Origin of the sequence: Burkholderia sp. Bp9140 (assembly GCF_003853425.1) — a bacterium.
In the GTDB taxonomy this organism is placed as follows: domain Bacteria; phylum Pseudomonadota; class Gammaproteobacteria; order Burkholderiales; family Burkholderiaceae; genus Burkholderia.
Map to the genome: position 1 here is coordinate 85,976 of NZ_QTPQ01000007.1, position 17,167 is coordinate 103,142.

The 17,167-nt window shown below is 67.8% G+C and carries 19 protein-coding genes; 15 read left to right on the forward strand and 4 right to left on the reverse strand.

Translation table 11 applies throughout. From position 1 onward, the window contains the following. The first annotated feature begins 100 nt into the window (after window positions 1-100). From dkgB to DIE21_RS08185, 4 genes are all read left to right on the forward strand, one after another. Window positions 101-907, forward strand: a complete 807-nt coding sequence (gene dkgB, locus DIE21_RS08170) for a 2,5-didehydrogluconate reductase DkgB (protein ID WP_124497217.1) — start codon at window positions 101-103, stop codon at window positions 905-907. A 64-nt stretch (window positions 908-971) separates the two neighbouring features. Further along, window positions 972-2,087, forward strand: a complete 1,116-nt coding sequence (locus DIE21_RS08175) for an alkene reductase (protein ID WP_124497218.1) — start codon at window positions 972-974, stop codon at window positions 2,085-2,087. A 29-nt stretch (window positions 2,088-2,116) separates the two neighbouring features. Then, window positions 2,117-3,121: an aldo/keto reductase gene (locus DIE21_RS08180; protein ID WP_124497219.1), complete on the forward strand. Its 1,005-nt coding sequence runs from the start codon at window positions 2,117-2,119 to the stop codon at window positions 3,119-3,121. 185 nt (window positions 3,122-3,306) lie between these two features. After that, on the forward strand, window positions 3,307-3,846 hold the full coding sequence (locus DIE21_RS08185; RefSeq protein WP_124497220.1) for a DUF3455 domain-containing protein: 540 nt from the start codon (window positions 3,307-3,309) through the stop codon (window positions 3,844-3,846). A gap of 106 nt (window positions 3,847-3,952) precedes the next feature. Here DIE21_RS08185 and DIE21_RS08190 read toward each other — a convergent pair whose 3' ends face one another. Continuing rightward, entirely contained in the window at window positions 3,953-4,618 is a 666-nt protein-coding gene (locus DIE21_RS08190; RefSeq protein ID WP_124497221.1) for an O-methyltransferase, read from the reverse strand. Window positions 4,619-4,666: 48 nt separating this feature from the next. Between DIE21_RS08190 and DIE21_RS08195 the strand changes: the two genes are divergently transcribed. The 3 genes from DIE21_RS08195 to DIE21_RS08205 all read left to right on the forward strand — a co-directional run bounded on the left by DIE21_RS08195 (window position 4,667) and on the right by DIE21_RS08205 (window position 8,122). Continuing rightward, window positions 4,667-5,344, forward strand: a complete 678-nt coding sequence (locus tag DIE21_RS08195) for a TetR family transcriptional regulator (protein WP_124497222.1) — start codon at window positions 4,667-4,669, stop codon at window positions 5,342-5,344. Between the two features lie 548 nt (window positions 5,345-5,892). Next, a complete protein-coding gene (locus DIE21_RS08200) occupies window positions 5,893-7,281 on the forward strand; it encodes an NCS2 family permease (RefSeq protein ID WP_124497223.1) in 1,389 nt (462 codons plus the stop codon). Window positions 7,282-7,528: 247 nt separating this feature from the next. Then, entirely contained in the window at window positions 7,529-8,122 is a 594-nt protein-coding gene (locus DIE21_RS08205) for a hypothetical protein (protein WP_124497224.1), read from the forward strand. Between the two features lie 30 nt (window positions 8,123-8,152). Here DIE21_RS08205 and DIE21_RS08210 read toward each other — a convergent pair whose 3' ends face one another. Continuing rightward, on the reverse strand, window positions 8,153-8,554 hold the full coding sequence (locus DIE21_RS08210) for a CopD family protein (RefSeq protein ID WP_124497225.1): 402 nt from the start codon (window positions 8,552-8,554) through the stop codon (window positions 8,153-8,155). Continuing rightward, window positions 8,551-8,859: a DUF3817 domain-containing protein gene (locus DIE21_RS08215; RefSeq protein ID WP_124497226.1), complete on the reverse strand. Its 309-nt coding sequence runs from the start codon at window positions 8,857-8,859 to the stop codon at window positions 8,551-8,553. The genes DIE21_RS08210 and DIE21_RS08215 overlap by 4 nt, the downstream gene beginning before the upstream one ends. 107 nt (window positions 8,860-8,966) lie before the next feature. Between DIE21_RS08215 and DIE21_RS08220 the strand changes: the two genes are divergently transcribed. From DIE21_RS08220 to DIE21_RS08235, 4 genes are all read left to right on the forward strand, one after another. Further along, on the forward strand, window positions 8,967-9,914 hold the full coding sequence (locus DIE21_RS08220) for a GlxA family transcriptional regulator (protein ID WP_124497227.1): 948 nt from the start codon (window positions 8,967-8,969) through the stop codon (window positions 9,912-9,914). 142 nt (window positions 9,915-10,056) lie between these two features. Further along, a complete protein-coding gene (locus DIE21_RS08225; protein WP_185640660.1) occupies window positions 10,057-10,977 on the forward strand; it encodes a LysR family transcriptional regulator in 921 nt (306 codons plus the stop codon). A gap of 227 nt (window positions 10,978-11,204) precedes the next feature. Beyond that, window positions 11,205-11,987 carry an ABC transporter substrate-binding protein gene (locus DIE21_RS08230; RefSeq protein WP_124497228.1) on the forward strand — a complete coding sequence of 261 codons (783 nt, stop codon included), beginning with the start codon at window positions 11,205-11,207 and terminating at the stop codon, window positions 11,985-11,987. Between the two features lie 258 nt (window positions 11,988-12,245). Beyond that, window positions 12,246-13,361, forward strand: a complete 1,116-nt coding sequence (locus DIE21_RS08235; RefSeq protein WP_124497229.1) for a succinylglutamate desuccinylase/aspartoacylase family protein — start codon at window positions 12,246-12,248, stop codon at window positions 13,359-13,361. 132 nt (window positions 13,362-13,493) lie between these two features. Here DIE21_RS08235 and DIE21_RS08240 read toward each other — a convergent pair whose 3' ends face one another. Continuing rightward, window positions 13,494-14,300, reverse strand: a complete 807-nt coding sequence (locus DIE21_RS08240) for a MetQ/NlpA family ABC transporter substrate-binding protein (RefSeq protein ID WP_124497230.1) — start codon at window positions 14,298-14,300, stop codon at window positions 13,494-13,496. A gap of 307 nt (window positions 14,301-14,607) precedes the next feature. On the opposite strand from DIE21_RS08240, the gene DIE21_RS08245 reads away from it, so the two are divergent. From DIE21_RS08245 to DIE21_RS08260, 4 genes are all read left to right on the forward strand, one after another. Further along, window positions 14,608-15,768 carry a porin gene (locus DIE21_RS08245; protein WP_124497231.1) on the forward strand — a complete coding sequence of 387 codons (1,161 nt, stop codon included), beginning with the start codon at window positions 14,608-14,610 and terminating at the stop codon, window positions 15,766-15,768. Between the two features lie 208 nt (window positions 15,769-15,976). After that, on the forward strand, window positions 15,977-16,237 hold the full coding sequence (locus DIE21_RS08250; RefSeq protein ID WP_124497232.1) for a DUF2866 domain-containing protein: 261 nt from the start codon (window positions 15,977-15,979) through the stop codon (window positions 16,235-16,237). 111 nt (window positions 16,238-16,348) lie between these two features. After that, complete coding sequence (locus tag DIE21_RS08255) at window positions 16,349-16,732, forward strand: DUF6232 family protein (protein WP_124497233.1); 384 nt, start codon at window positions 16,349-16,351, stop codon at window positions 16,730-16,732. A gap of 71 nt (window positions 16,733-16,803) precedes the next feature. Further along, window positions 16,804-17,031, forward strand: a complete 228-nt coding sequence (locus DIE21_RS08260) for a hypothetical protein (protein WP_124497234.1) — start codon at window positions 16,804-16,806, stop codon at window positions 17,029-17,031. Window positions 17,032-17,167: the final 136 nt, after the last annotated feature.

The window sequence follows — 17,167 nt, forward strand, 5'->3', positions numbered from 1 at the left end:
TTCAAATCAAATATTTTTGACCGCTAAAGGCGTTTATCTCATCAGTCTCGAGCGCCAGAATGACTTCCATACCGCAATCGTTCCCCCTCCAGGAGCCATCATGAGCAACATTCCCGCATTCGGCCTCGGTACGTTCCGCCTGCAAGGCCAGGTCGTCATCGACTCGGTCCGCAATGGCCTCGAAGCCGGCTACCGCGCGATCGACACCGCGCAGATCTACGGCAACGAAGCCGAAGTCGGCGAAGCGATCGCCGCGTCGGGCGTGCGCCGCGAAGACCTGTTCCTCACGACGAAGATCTGGGTCGACAACTACGCCCCCGACAAACTGGTCGCGAGCCTCGAGGAAAGCCTGCGCAAGCTGCGTACCGACGACGTCGACCTGACGCTGATCCACTGGCCGGCCCCGGGCAACGGCGTGTCGATCCAGGCGTTCATGACCGCGCTCGCCGACGCGAAGGAGAAGGGCCTCACGCGCCGGATCGGCATCTCGAACTTCAACATCGAACTGACGCAGGAAGCGATCGCGGCCGTCGGCAAGGATGCGATCGCGACGAACCAGATCGAACTGAGCCCGTACCTGCAGAACCGCAAGCTGGCCGGGTTCCTGAACAGCGAAGGCATCCACGTGACGTCGTACATGACGCTCGCGTACGGCAAGGTGCTCGGCGACCCGGTCATCGGCGCGATCGCGCAACGTCACCATGCGACGCCGGCGCAAGTCGCGCTCGCGTGGGCGCTGCAGCTCGGCTACTCGGTGATTCCGTCGTCGACGAAGCGCGAGAACCTCGCAAGCAACCTGCTCGCGCAGACGCTGCGCCTGAGCGACGAAGACATGGCGCAGATCGCCGCGCTCGAGCGCAACGGCCGTGAAGTCGACCCGGCCGGCCTCGCGCCGAAGTGGGACTAAGCGCGCCGCCCTTCTCCCTTTGATCCGCCGCGGCCCGCCGGCGCGGCACCGACAGGACACCACCATGACCCAGGACCCGCTTTTCCAACCGCTGCAATTCGGCGCGCTGACGCTGCCGAACCGCATCGTGATGCCGCCGATGACGCGTTCGCGCGCGAGCCAGCCCGGCGACGAAGCCAACGAACTGATGGCCGCGTATTACGCGCAGCGCGCGAGCGCGGGCCTGATCGTCAGCGAAGGCACCTACGTCGCGCCGCTCGGCAAGGGCTACGCATGGACGCCCGGCATCCACACGCCGTCGCAGGTCGCCGGCTGGCGCAAGGTGACGGACGCCGTCCACGCCGCGCACGGCCGCATCTTCGCGCAGCTCTGGCACGTCGGCCGGCTGAGCCACACGAGCCTGCTCGGCGGCCGGCAACCCGTGTCGTCGTCGCCGCTCCAGGCGAAGGGCGTGAACGTGTTCATCGCCGGCGAAGACGGCAGCACGCCGGGCTTCGTGCAGGCGTCCGAGCCGCGCGCGCTGTCCGTCGACGAGATCCGCGAGATCGTCGATCAATACCGCGCCGCCGCCCGCCACGCGATCGAGGCCGGCTTCGACGGCGTCGAGCTGCACGGCGCGAACGGCTACCTCGTGAACCAGTTCATCGACTCGAACGCGAACACGCGCACCGACGCGTACGGCGGCTCGCTCGACAACCGGCTGCGCTTCCTGCGCGAAGTCGCGCAGGCGCTGATCGAAGGCACGGGCGACGCGTCGCGCGTCGGCATCCGCCTCGCGCCGCTGACCACGCTGAACGGCTGTGTCGACGCCGATCCGGAAACGACCTACCTCGCCGCCGCGACGCTGCTCGGCGAACTCGGCGTCGGATACCTGCACATCGCGGAAGCCGACTGGGACGACGCGCCGCTGATGCCGGTCGAATTCAAGCAACGGCTGCGCGCCGCATACCCCGGCGTGCTGATCTACGCCGGCGCGTACACCGCCGAGCGTGCACGCGAAGCGATCGCGGCGGGCTGGGCCGACCTCGTCGCGTTCGGCCGCCCGTTCGTCGCGAACCCCGACCTGCCCGCACGCCTGCGCACCGGCGCACCGCTCGCGGCGCACGACCGCAACACGCTGCTCGGCGGCGGCGAGCACGGCCTGACCGACTATCCGACGCTCGCGCAGGCCGCGGCCTGAGCGGCGGCCTGCTCACCCCGAGACTGCCCATGAGAATCACGCTCCCTTCCCGCCTGGGTTTCGGCACCGCGCCGCTGGGCAACATGTACCGCGACATCCCGAACGACGAAGCGCTCGCCACGGTCGACGCGGCCTGGAACGCCGGTATCCGCTACTTCGATGCCGCGCCGCTGTATGGCGCCGGCCTGGCCGAGCTGCGCCTCGGCGAAGCGCTCGCGGGCCGCCCGCGCGACGCGTATTCGCTCGGCACCAAGGTCGGCCGGCTCGTCCTCGACGAGCACGAGGACGCGTCGCAACGCGATCTCGGCGAAAAGGGCGGCCTGTTCCGCCACGGCCTGCCGAACAGGATCGTCTACGACTACACGGAGGATGGCACGCTGCGTTCGATCGAGGCCAGCCTGAAGCGGCTGCGCACCGACCGGCTCGACACGGTATGGATTCACGATCCGGCCGTCGATTTTCATGGCGACGCGTGGCGCGACGTGTTCGACGTCGCGATGTCGGGCGCGGCCAAGGCGCTGACGCGGCTGCGCGACGAGCGGGTCATCCAGGGCTGGGGGCTCGGCGTGAACCGCGTCGAGCCGTGCGAACTCGCGCTCGAACGTTCGGATCCGGACGGCTTCCTGCTCGCCGGGCGCTATACGCTGCTCGATCATGCGGGCGCGCTCGAACGACTGATGCCGGAGAGCGCCGCGCGCGGGCTCGGGATCATCGTCGGCGGCCCGTACAACTCGGGGGTGCTCGCGGGCGGCACGCATTTCGAGTATCAGCCGGCGACGCAGGCGATGCTCGAGCGCGTCGCGCAGATCCGCCGGCTCTGCGAGCGGTTCGGCGTCGACGTGCGCGCGGTGGCGCTGCAGTTCGCGCTCGCGCACCCGGCCGTCGCGGCCGCGATTCCCGGCGCGAGCCGGCCCGATCGCATCGACGAGAACCTGCGTCTCGCGGCGGCGCCGATCCCGGCGGCACTGTGGGACGCGTTGAAGGCCGAGCGCCTGATCGCCGGGCATTCGCCGACGCCGGCTGGCGCGGTTTGAGGTTTGAGGTTTGAATCGGGTACGCACGGCCGCTGCAACCCGCCGCCGCGGATACCGCATCCCCGGCAATCGCGGCGACTGTCGCCGCGATTGCCATTTGCGCATTGCAACCGATGCGATTGGCGTCTAGCGTTTACGGATTCGTCGACGTATGCCCGTCACCTGACCGGAAAGGATGCCCCGCCATGCGAAGCCGCGCCCCGAAACACCCCGAGCTGCAGGCCGTCGCGGCCTGCGTTGCGTTAGCCGTTTGCGCGGTATCCGCCCGCGCTGCCGACGACGCCGGTCTTGCACCGCCCCAGCCGGCCACGCCCGTGCTGTCGACGACCGCGGCGGGCATACAGGTCTACACGTGCGACTACGATGCCGGACACAAGCTCGCGTGGGTGTTCCAGCACCCGGAAGCGATGCTGTTCGACGCCGGCGGCACGCTCGTGGTCCGGCACGGCGCGGGGCCGTCGTGGGAAGCGATCGACGGCAGCCGCATCACCGGCAAGAAGGTCGCGGAAGCGCCAAGTGCACGCCCCGGCAGCATTGCGCAACTGCTGCTCGCGGCGACACCGGCCGCAACGGAGGACGCGAAGGTCACGACCGGCACGCTCGCCGGCGTGCGCTTCGTGCAGCGGCTCGACACCGCGGGCGGCACGCCGCCGGAAACCACGTGCTCGACCGAACATGCGGTCGGCCGCTTTCCGTATTTCGCGCGCTACGTGTTCCTGAAGTAGCGCGTGGCGACGGCTGCCCGAATCCAGGGCGCCGTCGCCACATCCGCTTGATCAGTTATCCTATGTTCACGCGATATCGTTCCGCCCGCGACACGCCGAACCGGCCTCAGCGAATCCGCATCGACAGCTCGACATCGCCGCCGAACGGAACCGACAGATAACCGTTTTCCGGCGCGCGCACGTAAGCGAGGTAGTCCGGGCTGTAATCGGCATTGTCGGCAACGACGAATGCGCCGGGCCGCAGCCGGCGCTCGACCAGCGCGAGCACGTCCGGATACAACGCCTTCGCGCCGTCGAGCAGCAGCAGGTCGACCGGGTCGGGCAGATCGGCGGCCAGCGTGCGCAGCGCATCGCCTTCGCGGATCTCCACGAGATCGGCGAGCCCGCCGGCCGCGAGGTTTTCACGCGCCCGCGCCACCTTCGACGCTTCGAATTCGCTCGTGATCACCCGGCCGCCGCCGTTGTCGCGCAGCGCGGCCGCGAGGTGCAGCGTCGAGATGCCGAACGACGTGCCGAACTCGACGATCGCGCGCGCACCGCAGCCGCGCGCGAGCATGTACAGCAACGTGCCCGTCTCGCGCGACACCGCGAGCGGATAGTCCTTCAGGCGTGCATAGAAATCGGCGTAGTCGGTCCTGCTGCGCATCAGCCGCGCGTGCTCGTCGTGCGACAGGTCGGCGAAGTCCGGGCTGGACGCGGGCGACGACGCATCGGCTTCGTCGAACAGGCGCGCGAGCAGCGACGCCAGCGGGTCGTGAATCAAGGTGGACATGCAAATCTCCGGTGTCAGGTTGAGTGCGTCAGTACGCCCGACTAGAATATGACGAACTATTCAGGTTTTACTATTCGCATTGGCAGACCCGTCATGACCGACCGCCGCAACGCCCCGATCGCCTCGCGCAAACAGCCTCGGCAGGCCCGCTCGACCCGTCTCGTCGACGACGTGCTGCAAGCCGCTGTTCAGGTTTTGGCGACCGAAGGCGCGCAGCGCTTCACGATGGCGCGCGTCGCCGAGCGCGCCGGCGTGAGTGTCGGCTCGCTGTACCAGTACTTCCCGAACAAGGCAGCCGTGCTGTTCCGGCTCCAGCACGACGAATGGCGGCAGACTTCCGACCTGCTGCGCGGGATGCTGGAAGATCCGCACAAGACGCCGCCCGAGCGGCTGCGCACGGCCGTCCATGCATTCATCCGCTCGGAATGCGACGAAGCGCGGATGCGCATCGCGCTCGACGACGCCGCGCCGCTCTATCGCGACGCGCCCGAGGCACGGGAGGCGAAGGCGGCCGGCCACCGGATCTTCAGCGCGTTCATGCTCGACGCGCTGCCCGACGTGCCGGACGCCACGCGCGCGCTGGCGTGCGAACTGATCACGACCACGCTCACCACGGGCGGCAAGGCGTTTTCGGAAACCGAGCGAACGACGGCGGAAATCGACGCGTACTCGAGCGCGATGGCCGACATGTTCTGCGCGTATCTCGCGCATCTCGCGCGCGGCTGATGCAACGACGGCAACAACGGCAGCGACGGCAGCGACGGCAGCGACGCACCCGAGCGCAGCATGCGCGCGGCCCCGGTATCATCCGGCTGCAGGTTGCGCACGGCGCGTTTTCGCGCACCTGGCCAGCCGCGACGAAAGACGAAAGACATTAGTAAGATTCAATGCATCACCCGCCCCCGCCCTGCCCGCCGCCCCCGCATTCAAATAATCGCCTTAACGGATTCGAACTAGGCGTATACACGCGTTCCGCGACGACGAAGCCCCGTTGCACGCCGATATAAGCGCTGCGACATGCGCTGCATGCTCTTCCCCCAATGGGACGTGATGGGCCGTTCGCCTAACCTTCGCTACGGCAAAGCACACGTGACGGGATCGACCCACCACGCGTCATACGACGCGACACCCTCGCGCCCTTCGGCGCGCGTACGGCGACACGAATCACGCGTCGTGCGTCCCCGCGACGTTGCCGATTATTTCAACCAGATACGAGACACCCTGACGACGGTCCGCTACAGGCCGTTTCAGCATGCTGATAAAGGAGCAAGCTCATGAGTGATACCCCGGTGCAGCCGACGGTCGGCGTCGGCGCGGAAGAAACGGACCTCGGCACCAAGGGAGTCCTCGACCGGTATTTCGACATTTCGTCGCGCGGCAGCACGCAGCATCGCGAGATCGTCGCGGGCGTGACCACCTTCCTCGCGATGGTCTATTCCGTGTTCGTCGTGCCCGGCATGTTCGGCAAGGCCGGCTTCGACACGAGCGCGGTATTCGTCGCGGTCTGCCTCACCACCGCCTTCGGCTCGCTGCTGATGGGCCTGTGGGCGAAACTGCCGATCGCGATCGGCTGCGCGATCTCGCTGACCGCGTTCACCGCGTTCGGCCTCGTGCTCGGCAAGGGCCTGCATCCGACCGTCGCGCTCGGCGCCGTGTTCCTGATGGGCCTCGTGTTCACGGGCATCTCGGTCACCGGCGTGCGTTCGTGGATCCTGCGCAACCTGCCCGCGGGCGTCGCGCACGGCACCGGGATCGGCATCGGCCTGTTCCTGCTGCTGATCGCATCGAACGACGTCGGGCTCGTGATCAAGAACCCGGGCGCCGGCCTGCCGGTGTCGCTCGGCCAGATCACCGCGTTCCCGGTCATCATGTCGGTCGTCGGCCTCGCCGCGATCTTCGGGCTCGAGAAGCGGCGCGTGCCGGGCGGCATCCTGCTCGTCGTGGTCGCGATCTCGCTGATCGGCCTCGTGTTCGATCCGGCCGTGAAATACCGCGGCATCTTCGCGCTGCCGTCGCTGAGCGCGCCGGGCCACGCCTCGCTGATCGGCGCGATGGACCTCAAGGGCGCGCTGTCGATGGCCGTGCTGCCGAGCGTGCTGGCGCTCGTGATGACTGCCGTGTTCGACGCGACCGGCACGATCCGCGCGGTCGCGGGCCAGGCGGGCCAGCTCGACGAGAACGGCCGCATCATCAACGGCGGCCGTGCGCTGACCGCCGATTCGATCAGCTCGATCTTCTCCGGCTTCCTCGGCGGCGCGCCGGCGGCGGCCTACATCGAGTCGAGCGTCGGCGTGGCCGCCGGCGCGAAGACGGGCCTCGCGGCCGCGGTGGTCGGCCTGCTGTTCCTGGTCGTGATGTTCTTCTCGCCGCTCGCGGGCCTCGTGCCGTCTTACGCAACCGCCCCCGCGCTGATGTACGTCGGCCTGCTGATGCTCGGCAGCGTGAGCAAGCTGCACATGGACGACATGGTCGATGCGATGTCGGGCCTCGTGTGCGCGGTGTTCATCGTGCTGACCGCGAACATCGTGACCGGCATCATGCTCGGCTTCTCGACGCTCGTGATCGGCCGCGTCGCCAGCGGCGAGTTCCGCAAGCTCAACGTCGGCACCGTGCTCATCGCGGCCGTGCTCGTCACGTTCTATCTCGGCGGCTGGGCGATCTGACCGCGGATCCTGCGCGACGTCGCCCGCGAAAAGGGCGGCGCGCATCGGGACGGCAACGTCTCCTCCACCATCGTCGTTGATGGTCTCCAGGCCTGGAAACGCATGTTTCCAGGCTTTTTTGCGGCGCGGCGGCGCACGGGGAGCGACAGGCTCCGCCCGGCCGTGCGCGGGCCTGCGGCGCGGGCACGCAGGCGGCGCACGCATGGCGCGCCGATGCTACGATCTCGCTTTCCCCTCGGGAGCCGCCATGAACGCACTCGGCATCGTCTCCGAATCATTCAGCAGGACCTCGGTGCGCAAGCCGCCGTTCATTCCGTCGTTCGGCTTCCACGAAGTGCACGAATCGAAGCCGATCGATGCCGCCCCGGCGCGCATCATCGACGCGGTCGCCACGATCGACATGCGCACGGATCCGATCGTCGATGCGCTGCTCACGGTACGCGAACTGCCGGCGAGCGTCGCCGATACGCTGCGCAACGGCGCCGCCCGGCGCGAGCGCGCGCGCTTCGGCCTCCACACGTTCACGCTGCTGCATCGCGACGACACGTCGCTGTCGCTCGGCCTCGTCGGCCGCTTCTGGCGCCCGGACCTCGGCGTGCGCACGGTGGCCGACGCAGCAGCCTTCATCCGGCACGACGACGCGCGCGACGCGAAGCTCGTGCTCCGCTTCGAGGTCATCGGGCGGCCGTCCGGCCTGCAGCTGCTGCGCACCGAAACCTTCGTGCATTGCCCGACGGCCCGCACGCGGCTGCTGTTCACGCCGTACTGGCTCGCGATCCGGCTCGCGAGCGGATGGATCCGGCGCCGCACGCTTGCAGCGGTCGAGACGGCGCTGGCTTAGCGGGCCCAGGGCCCGCGCCGGTCGTGCGCGTCAGAACGGCTTGATCACGACCAGCCCGACGACGATCGCCGTCGCGACCACGACCGCGCCCGCCGCCTGCCCGAGCCACGGTGCCGGCACGACGACGAGAGCGTCGCGCTCCATGCGCCGCAGCGTGCCGGCCAGGATGCCGTGCAGCGCCGACAGCGCGACGACGACCGCGAGCTTCACCGACAGCCACGCGGCGCCGAACCAGTGTCCGCTCAGCGCGATCGCGATCCCCGTGATCCAGACCAGCACGAGCGCGGGCACCGTCACCGTGCGATCCCAGCGCCGCACCGCGCGATGCACGGCCAGGTTCGCGATACGGACGCCGACGGACAGCATCAGCAGCCCGCCGACGAACGTGACGATGGCGGCGACATGCACGGCCTTCAGCAACAGGTAGGTCATTGCGCGTGCCTCCTGCGCGCGATCCAGCCGGCGCTCGCCAGCCCGGCGAACGGCACGACGGCCGACAGCACGAGCCGCGCGACTTCGCCCTTGCTCCACAGTCCGCTCGACGCGGTGCCGACGACGGCCCACACGTACATCGCGAACGCGATGCCGTGAACCGGGCCCATGATCGATACCGCGACCGGATACCCGGCCAGATGCTTGAGCGGCACGGCGACGCACACCAGCACGACGAGCGTGGTCGCCTCGAGCAGCGACAGGTATTGCAGGTTCCGCAACGCGTTGCGATCGTCTTGTTTCATCGGCAGGGCTCCAGGTTGGTCCGCGGCGATTATCGCGTGTGGTGCAGACCTGAACCATTGGCTAAAATGCCATCTTTAAACGGATTCTGGCCACGACCTCGAACGCCATGCATACGGTCGCCGTTCTCGCTTTGCCCGATGTCGTCCCGTTCGACCTGGGCGTCGCATGCGACACGTTCGCGCGCGTGCGGTCGCCCGGCGTCCCGCACCCGTACCGTGTGCGCGTGTGCAGCGAGCAGCCGCGCGTCGCCGGCGGCCTGTTCGAGCTGCGCCCCCCGTTTCGTCTCGACGCGCTGGCCGGTGCCGACACGATCGTCGTCCCCGGCACGTCCGTGCCGCTCGCGCCCACGCCGCGCCGCGTGATCGCCGCACTGCGCGCGGCGGCCGCGCGCGGATGCCGGATCGCGTCGATCTGCAGCGGCGCGTTCGTGCTCGCCGAAGCCGGGCTGCTCGACGGCCTGCGCGCGACGACGCACTGGCTCGCGGCCGGCGAACTCGCGCGCCGCTATCCGAACGTCGAGGTCGACCCGAACGTGCTGTTCGTCGACAACGGGCAGATCCTGACGTCGGCCGGCGCGGCCGCCGGCCTCGACCTGTGCCTGCACATGATCCAGGCCGACTACGGCGCGGCGGTCGCCGTCGATGCCGCACGCTGCGCGGTCGCGCCGCGCGTGCGGGACGGCGGGCAGGCGCAGTTCATCGCGCCGGAATGGCCGGCCGCCAGCGACGGGCTGCAAGACCTGATGGACTGGCTGCAGGCGAACCTGCACAAGCCGCTCACGCTCGACGAGATGGCCCGCCAGGCGTCGACGAGCGTGCGCACGCTGACGCGGCGCTTTCAGGAGCAGACGGGCACGTCGCCGCGGCAGTGGCTGCAGACCGCGCGCGTGCGGCATGCGCAGCAGTTGCTGGAAGTCACGGAGCTGTCGATCGAGCATGTCGCGACGGAGGCCGGATTCGGTTCGGTCACCGCGTTTCGCGAGCGGTTCGCGCGCATCGTCGGCACGTCGCCGCAGCGGTATCGCCACGCGTTCCGCGCGCGCGCCGGCGCATGACGTTCGCGGCGCACCGGTACGCGATGCGTCGGCCCGGCGACGTGAACCCATGCGCGCACGATCGTCAGGATCGCTACCGAATACCGCCGCCGCCCCGCCTCGCCCGCCCAGGCCCCGCATTCGCGCCAACCGGACTCGATCGATGACCCGCATCCGCAATCACCTGAACATCGCGCAGCTCCAGGCATTCGTCTCCGCCGCGCATCACAAGAGCCTGCGCGCCGCCGCGCGCGAGCTCGGCGTCACGCAGCCCGCGATCACGCATACGATCCGCGAACTCGAAACGGCGCTGAACGCGGAACTGCTCGTGCGCAGCGTGCGCGGCGTCGAGCTGACCGCGTGCGGCCATGCGCTGCTGCCGCGCGCCGAGCAGTTGCTCGGCGACATGCGCCGCACCGTCGAGGCCGTCGAGCAGGTGAAAGGGGAAATGTCGGGGCGCGTCGCGGTCGGCACGATGCCGTCGATCGCGCTGACCGCGCTGCCGCGCGCGGTCACCGCATTCCGCCGGTCGATGCCGAACGTCAGCCTGCATCTCGAGGAAGTGACGGTGCCCGACGCGCTCGCACAGCTGCGCAACGGCACGCTCGACATCGCTGCGATGCACCATGTACCCGTGCTCGACCGCGATTTCACGCAGGTGCCGCTGCTGTCGACCGAATTCACCGTCGTGATGCGCGAAGGCCATCCGCTCGCGCACGCGCGCCGGTTAGAGGAATTGCTCGACGCCGAGTGGATCGTCACGGTCGGCGCCGAGCAGTTCCCGCACAGCGTGATGGTCGGGATGTTCGAGGCGCGCGGGTTGCCGCTGCCGAAGCACCTGCTGCGCTCGCCGATGTCGTTCGCGGTGACGCTCGGGCTGGTCGCGCGCTCCGACGTGATCGGCTGCTTCACGCGCCCGCTGGCCGCGATGGTGGCGCCGCTCGGCATCCGCACGGCCGAACTCGACGAAAGCATGCCGCGCTTCGACCTGTCGATCATCGCGCGCCGCGACCTGCTGCCGACGCCCGCCGTATCGCAATTCGTCACGTGCCTGCAGCGCGCTGTCAACGAAACGCTCGGTTGAATCGTTCCTTCGTCTGAAACGGTCGCGCGAACGCCGCGCCGCCGTCGGGTCCGGTATCGGGGCATGTCCTAGGCGCCCTGCCGGTATTTTGTCTTGATAATCTTCCGCACGTCGCGCGCCCGCATCGGGCAGGCGAAACGGACTGTCCGACGCGAAGCCGCGCCGGGCCGAAGGCTTACGGCGCGGCACAACCGCGCACCCATCGAACAAAACGAGGAGTCACCGAAGTGAAAAAGATTCTTGCGGCTGTGACCGTGGCCCTGCTCGCCGTATCGGCCGGCACGGCATACGCGAAGGACTGGACGACCGTGCGCTTCGGCGTCGACGCGAGCTACCCGCCTTTCGAATCGAAAGATGCGAGCGGCAAGGTGGTCGGCTTCGACGTCGATCTCGGCAACGAAATCTGCCGCCGCATGAACGCGAAGTGCGTGTGGATCGAAAACGACTTCGACGGGATGATCCCGGCGCTGAAGGCCCGCAAGTTCGACGGCGTCCTGTCGTCGATGTCGATGACGCCGGCGCGCCAGGAACAGATCGCGTTCTCGGAGAAGCTGTTCAACACGCCGACGCGCCTCGTCGCGAAGAAGGGCGCGGGCCTGCTGCCGACGGCCGAATCGCTGAAGGGCAAGTCGGTCGGCGTCGAGCAGGGCACGATCCAGGAAACCTACGCGAAGACCTACTGGGCGGCCAAGGGCGTGAAGGTCGTGCCGTACCAGAACCAGGACCAGGTCTACGCCGACCTGATCGCGGGCCGTCTGGACGCCGCGCTGCAGGACGCGGTGCAGGCCGATATCGGCTTCCTGAAGACGCCGCGCGGCGCGGGCTTCGATTTCGCCGGCAAGGATATCGACGATCCGAAGACGCTCGGCAACGGCGCGGGCATCGGCCTGCGCAAGGAAGATACCGACCTGAAGGCGAAGATCGACGGCGCGATCGCCGGCATGCGCAAGGACGGCACGTACGACAAGATCGCGAAGAAGTACTTCGATTTCGACGTGTACGGCAAGTAACGCCGCGCAACGCGCGCTTCGCATCCGCGCAGACGGGCTCCGCAAGGAGCCCGTTTTTTTTGCGCGCGTGCGACCGAAAGCGGTCGGCAACGCCTGCCCGAGGGGCGGCCGGAGCGTTATTTCTTACGCGCCAACCCGATGATTTTCAAAGGAAAATAATGCGACGGGCGCGTGGTTTGATAGGTTCGCGGAAGGCAACGTACAATCGATCTTCCACGCATACCGGATCACTCGCGGCTGCGCCGCGCTCCCCTCATCATGCAAACGCAGACCCATCCGCTGATTTCCCCCGCCGTCGGCACCGAACGCCAGATCACGAGCTTCCACTACGGCCCGCGCGGCGGCAAGAAGGTCTACATCCAGTCGTCGCTGCACGCGGACGAACTGCCCGGCATGCTGGTCGCCACGCTGCTGCGCCGCAAGATCGCCGCGCTCGAGACGGCCGGCAAGCTGCGCGGCGAAGTGGTCATCGTCCCCGTGCCGAACCCGATCGGCCTGTCGCAGCATGTGTTCGGCGATCACCTCGGCCGCTTCGAGCTCGGCTCGATGCAGAACTTCAACCGCAATTTCTACGATCTCGCGGCGCTCGTGCTGCCGCGCATCGAAGGCCGCCTGGCGAACGACGCGCAGCGCAACCTCGCCGCGGTGCGCGCCGCGATGCGCGAGGCGCTCGACGAGCAGAAGCCGCGCACCGAGCTCGAATCGCAGCGCCTCGCGCTGCAGAAGCTGTCGTTCGACGCCGACATCGTGCTCGACCTGCATTGCGACAGCGACGCGGTGATGCACCTCTACACGAACCCCGACCTGTGGGAAGACGTCGAGCCGCTGTCGCGCTACCTGGATGCGCAGGCGTCGCTGCTCGCGCTGAATTCGGTCGGCAATCCGTTCGACGAGATCCACAGCTTCTGCTGGTCGGATCTGCGCAGCCGGTTCGGCGATCGCTTCCCGATCCCGAACGGCGCGATTTCCGTCACGGTCGAACTGCGCAGCGAGCGCGACGTGTCGTACGAATTCGCGGAGAAGGACGCGCAAGCGATCGTCGAATACCTGACCGAGCGCGGCGTCATCGACGGCACGCCCGCGCCGCTGCCGCCGCTGGCGCATCCGGCCACGCCGCTCGCGGGCACCGATCCGCTCGTCGCGCCGGTGTCCGGCGTGATCGTGTTCCGCACGCCGGTCGGCGCGTGGATCGAGGCCGGCCAGGAGGTGGCCGACATCGTCGATCCGCTGACCGATCGCGTGATCACGCTGAAGAGCAGCGTGTCGGGCGTGCTGTACGCGCGCCAGATCGTGCGCTTCGCGACCGCCGGGATGGAAGTCGCGCGCATTGCCGGCGCGACGCCGATCCGCACCGGGTCGCTGCTGTCGGCCTGAGCGGCCCGAGCCGCCCGCCCGCCGCCTCGCGGCGCGCGCCAACGAAATCGCCCGCTTGCGCGGGCGATTTGCTTTCCGGCCTGGCGGGATGCCCGGCGACGCGGCCGGGCGGCGGCGCGCTTGCGCCGGCGTTCAGAACGCCGGCACGATCGCGCCGCCGAACTTCCGGTCGATGAACTTGCGCACGTCGTCCGATTCATAGGCCGCGACGAGCTTCTTCACCCACGGCTTGTCCTTGTCCTGCGCGCGCACCGCGATCAGGTTCGCGTACGGCCCGCGCAGGTCCTCGATCGCGATCGCATCCTTCACCGGCGTGAGCCCGGCCTTCACCGCGTAGTCGGTGTTGATCGACGCGGCGTCGAGGTCGGGCAGCGCGCGCGGCAGTTGCGCGGCGTCGAGTTCGACGATCCTGATCTTCTTCGGATTCTCGGCGACGTCGAGCGGCGTCGCGTTCACGCCGTTCGTGCCGGCCCCCGCCTTCAGCTTGATCACCCCGTATTTCTGCAGCAGCAGCAGCGCGCGGTTGCCGTTCGACGGATCGTTCTGGATTCCGACCTTCGCGCCGGCCGGCAAGTCCTTCAGCGACTTGAGCTGCTTCGAATAGAAGCCCATCGGCGCCGTGTAGGTCAGCCCGACATTGACGATCCTGTAGCCGCGCTGCTTGATCTGGCTGTCGAGAAACGGCTGGTGCTGGAAGCCGTTCGCATCGAGGTCGCCCGAGTCGAGCGCCGCGTTCGGCTGCACGTAGTCGTTGAATTCGATGACCTTGATCGCGAGCCCTTCGCGTGCGGCGACTTTCGTCACCTCGGTCCAGATCTGCGCGTCGGGGCCGCTCATCGTGCCGATCTTCAGCGTCTGCGGATCGGCGTGCGCGCCGGGCGCGGCAAGGGCCAGCGCCGCGGCAAGCGCGCCGAGGCCGGTCAGGATCGAACGTCGCATGGTGTCCTCTTGTCCCGTGTCGTTGTTGAAGCGCGCATCGTGGCACGGGGCCGGAACGGCACCAACCAAGCTTATCTCATGTGCATATTCCTGACTCCGATCGAATCTCAGGCGGAATCGGTATAACTCCCTGCTATACAACCGGGCAAAATCCAGTGTCGCATCGGCGCCACAGGTTCGTCATATGACAAAGGCTGTCACATTCATTACGTGGCCCGCCGATAAAGTTGCGACCGGTCCGTGAAAGCGCCCGCAGAGAGCGCCGGAACCGCAACTGGACACGCCATTTATTCGCTCGGAGAATCCTTTGAACAAGAAACTGTTGACCATCGCCATCCTCGCAGCAACGACTGGCGCGGCACACGCCCAAAGCAGCGTGACCCTGTACGGCGTCATCGATGCCGGTATCAGCTACGTGAACCACAGCAAGACCTCGACCGGCGGCAGCAGCAAGCTGTTCAAGTACGACGACGGCGTGGCCCAGGGCAGCCGTTGGGGCCTGCGCGGCACCGAAGACCTCGGTGGCGGCCTGAAGGCGATCTTCGTGCTCGAAAACGGCTTCAACAGCGGCAACGGCACGATCGGCCAGGGCGGCGCGATCTTCGGCCGTCAAGCCTATGTCGGCCTGAGCCAGTCGCAATACGGCACGGTCACGTTCGGCCGCCAGTATTCGTTCTCGACCGACATCCTCGGCTCGAACTACTCGACGGGCGGCAACACGGTCGCGGGCAACTACGCGTACCACGTCAACGACATCGACCAGCTCACGTCGAGCCGCATCAACAACTCGGTGAAGTTCCAGAGCGCGAACTACGCCGGCTTCACGTTCGGCGCGTTGTACGGCTTCTCGAACTCGACCGACTTCGCCGGCGCACCGTCGACGACGACGGGCACCACGACGACGGCCGGTTCGTCGCGCGCATACAGCTTCGGCCTGAACTACGCGAACGGCCCGTTCTCGCTCGGCGCCGCCTACACGGACATCCGCTTCCCGAGCCAGTCGACGCCGGCCTTCTCGACGTCGATCGCGAACATCGCGCTGACCAACATCCGCGACCTGCGCACGTACGGCGTCGGCGGCCGCTACGTCTTCGGCCCGGCGACGGCATGGCTGCTCTGGACGCGCACGCAGTTCACCCCGATCGCGGCCGGTGCATCGGGCACGTTCTACAACGCGTACGAAGCAGGCGTGAAGTACGCGATCACGCCGGCCCTGTCGGCAGCAGCGGGCTACACGTACACGAACGCAACGCAAAGCGGCAGCTCGGCGCACTGGAACCAGGGCAACCTGGGCCTCGACTACGCGCTCAGCAAGCGTACGGACGTGTACGGCCTGGTCGTCTACCAGAAGGCATCGGGCAACAACGTGCAGGCGCAGATCGGCTCGAGCACGAGCTACTTCAGCACGTCGGGCAACGGTTCGTCGAACCAGCTGGCCGCTCGCGTCGGTATCCGTCACAAGTTCTAAAGCATCCGCTTAACACACGGATCACGACGGCAAGAAGCGCCCCGCTCCACGCGGGGCGCTTTTTTATGGGCTTTTAAGTTTCGCTTAATTCTGGGCTGAGAGGATGCTCTCACCCCCCCTGTTGGCCGCCTGAGCATCGGCGGCTTTTTTTTTGAGAACCACGACGGCACCGCCATCAACTGCCCACAAGACAGGATCGGAGGCCAAGATGATCGAAGATACCGTTTTCAGCCATCTGCACGCGATTCTGACGCGCCGGCATTCGCTGCCGGTCCAGAGCTGCCGCGTGTCGGTGGAAATGCTGCGCCCGTGGGGCCGCCCGTATCGGCTCGTCGAATGGACGATGCATCTCGACGCGCCCGCGCGGCGCCAGATCGTGCCGGCCGAATCGACCGACGAAGAGATCGCCGAGGTCGTCGCGTCGCACGTGCCGGGCCGCCTGTACGGCGACGGCCGGCTGCAGTTCTGACTCCCGTCGCTCCCCGTCGCGGCCGGCCCGCACGCATCGTGCGGCACTCGGTCTCGTTTGACGCGGCAACGAAGTCTGCTACGCTGCGCGTTTTCGTCCACGCAACACACGATGGAAAACGCATTCAACGAACGCGGCGTGATGGTCACGCGCAACGGCCTGTCGGCCGCCGGGCAGGTCTTTCCGCTGCGTGACATCCGCAACGTCGACGTCGTCAAGATCCCGAAGAATCGCCTCGTGCCGTGGCTGATTTCGCTGACCGGCGTGGCCACCGCCATCGCCGGCGGCATCGGCGCATCGAGCGCCGCGCTGGTCGTCGGCGTGATGCTCGCCGTCGTCGGCTATCTCGCCTGGACCACGCAGGACATCACGTACCGGCTGATGGTCGAGATGCCCGACGGCAAGCGCGAGGCGCTGTCGAGCGTCGACGTCGAATTCGTCGAGCGCGTCGCGCAGGTCGTGCGCGATGCACGGACGGCGACGGCCGCCGGCTGATTTCCGTTGCGCGCGCCGACCGCCTACCATGAAATGAGCGGCACGCCGCCGCGTCGTTCGAGGAGGTCGGCATGAACCCCCAATCGCTGTCCGGCATGCTGCGCGCGCAGGAACTGCTGCTCGTCTCGATGATCCGCGCGCTGCCTCCCGACACACGCAGCGCGCTCGTCGACCTCTACGCCGAACAGCTCGCGTTCGCCGAACAGACCGGCTTCGAAGGCCACGGCGATCGCGCGACGCACGACGCGTTCATCGTGCATGCGCGCAACCTGTTGATTCGTATCGAATCGCTGGCCTAGCGCAAACCCGCTTCCCCCCGATTTTCTCCCCGCCCGGCTCGCCCGATCCGCGCCGACGGCGCGCGTCCGCCCATGCCGTCTTTCGTTCTTGTATTGATAATCATTCTCATTTACACTGATAAAGTTATCAGTTTCC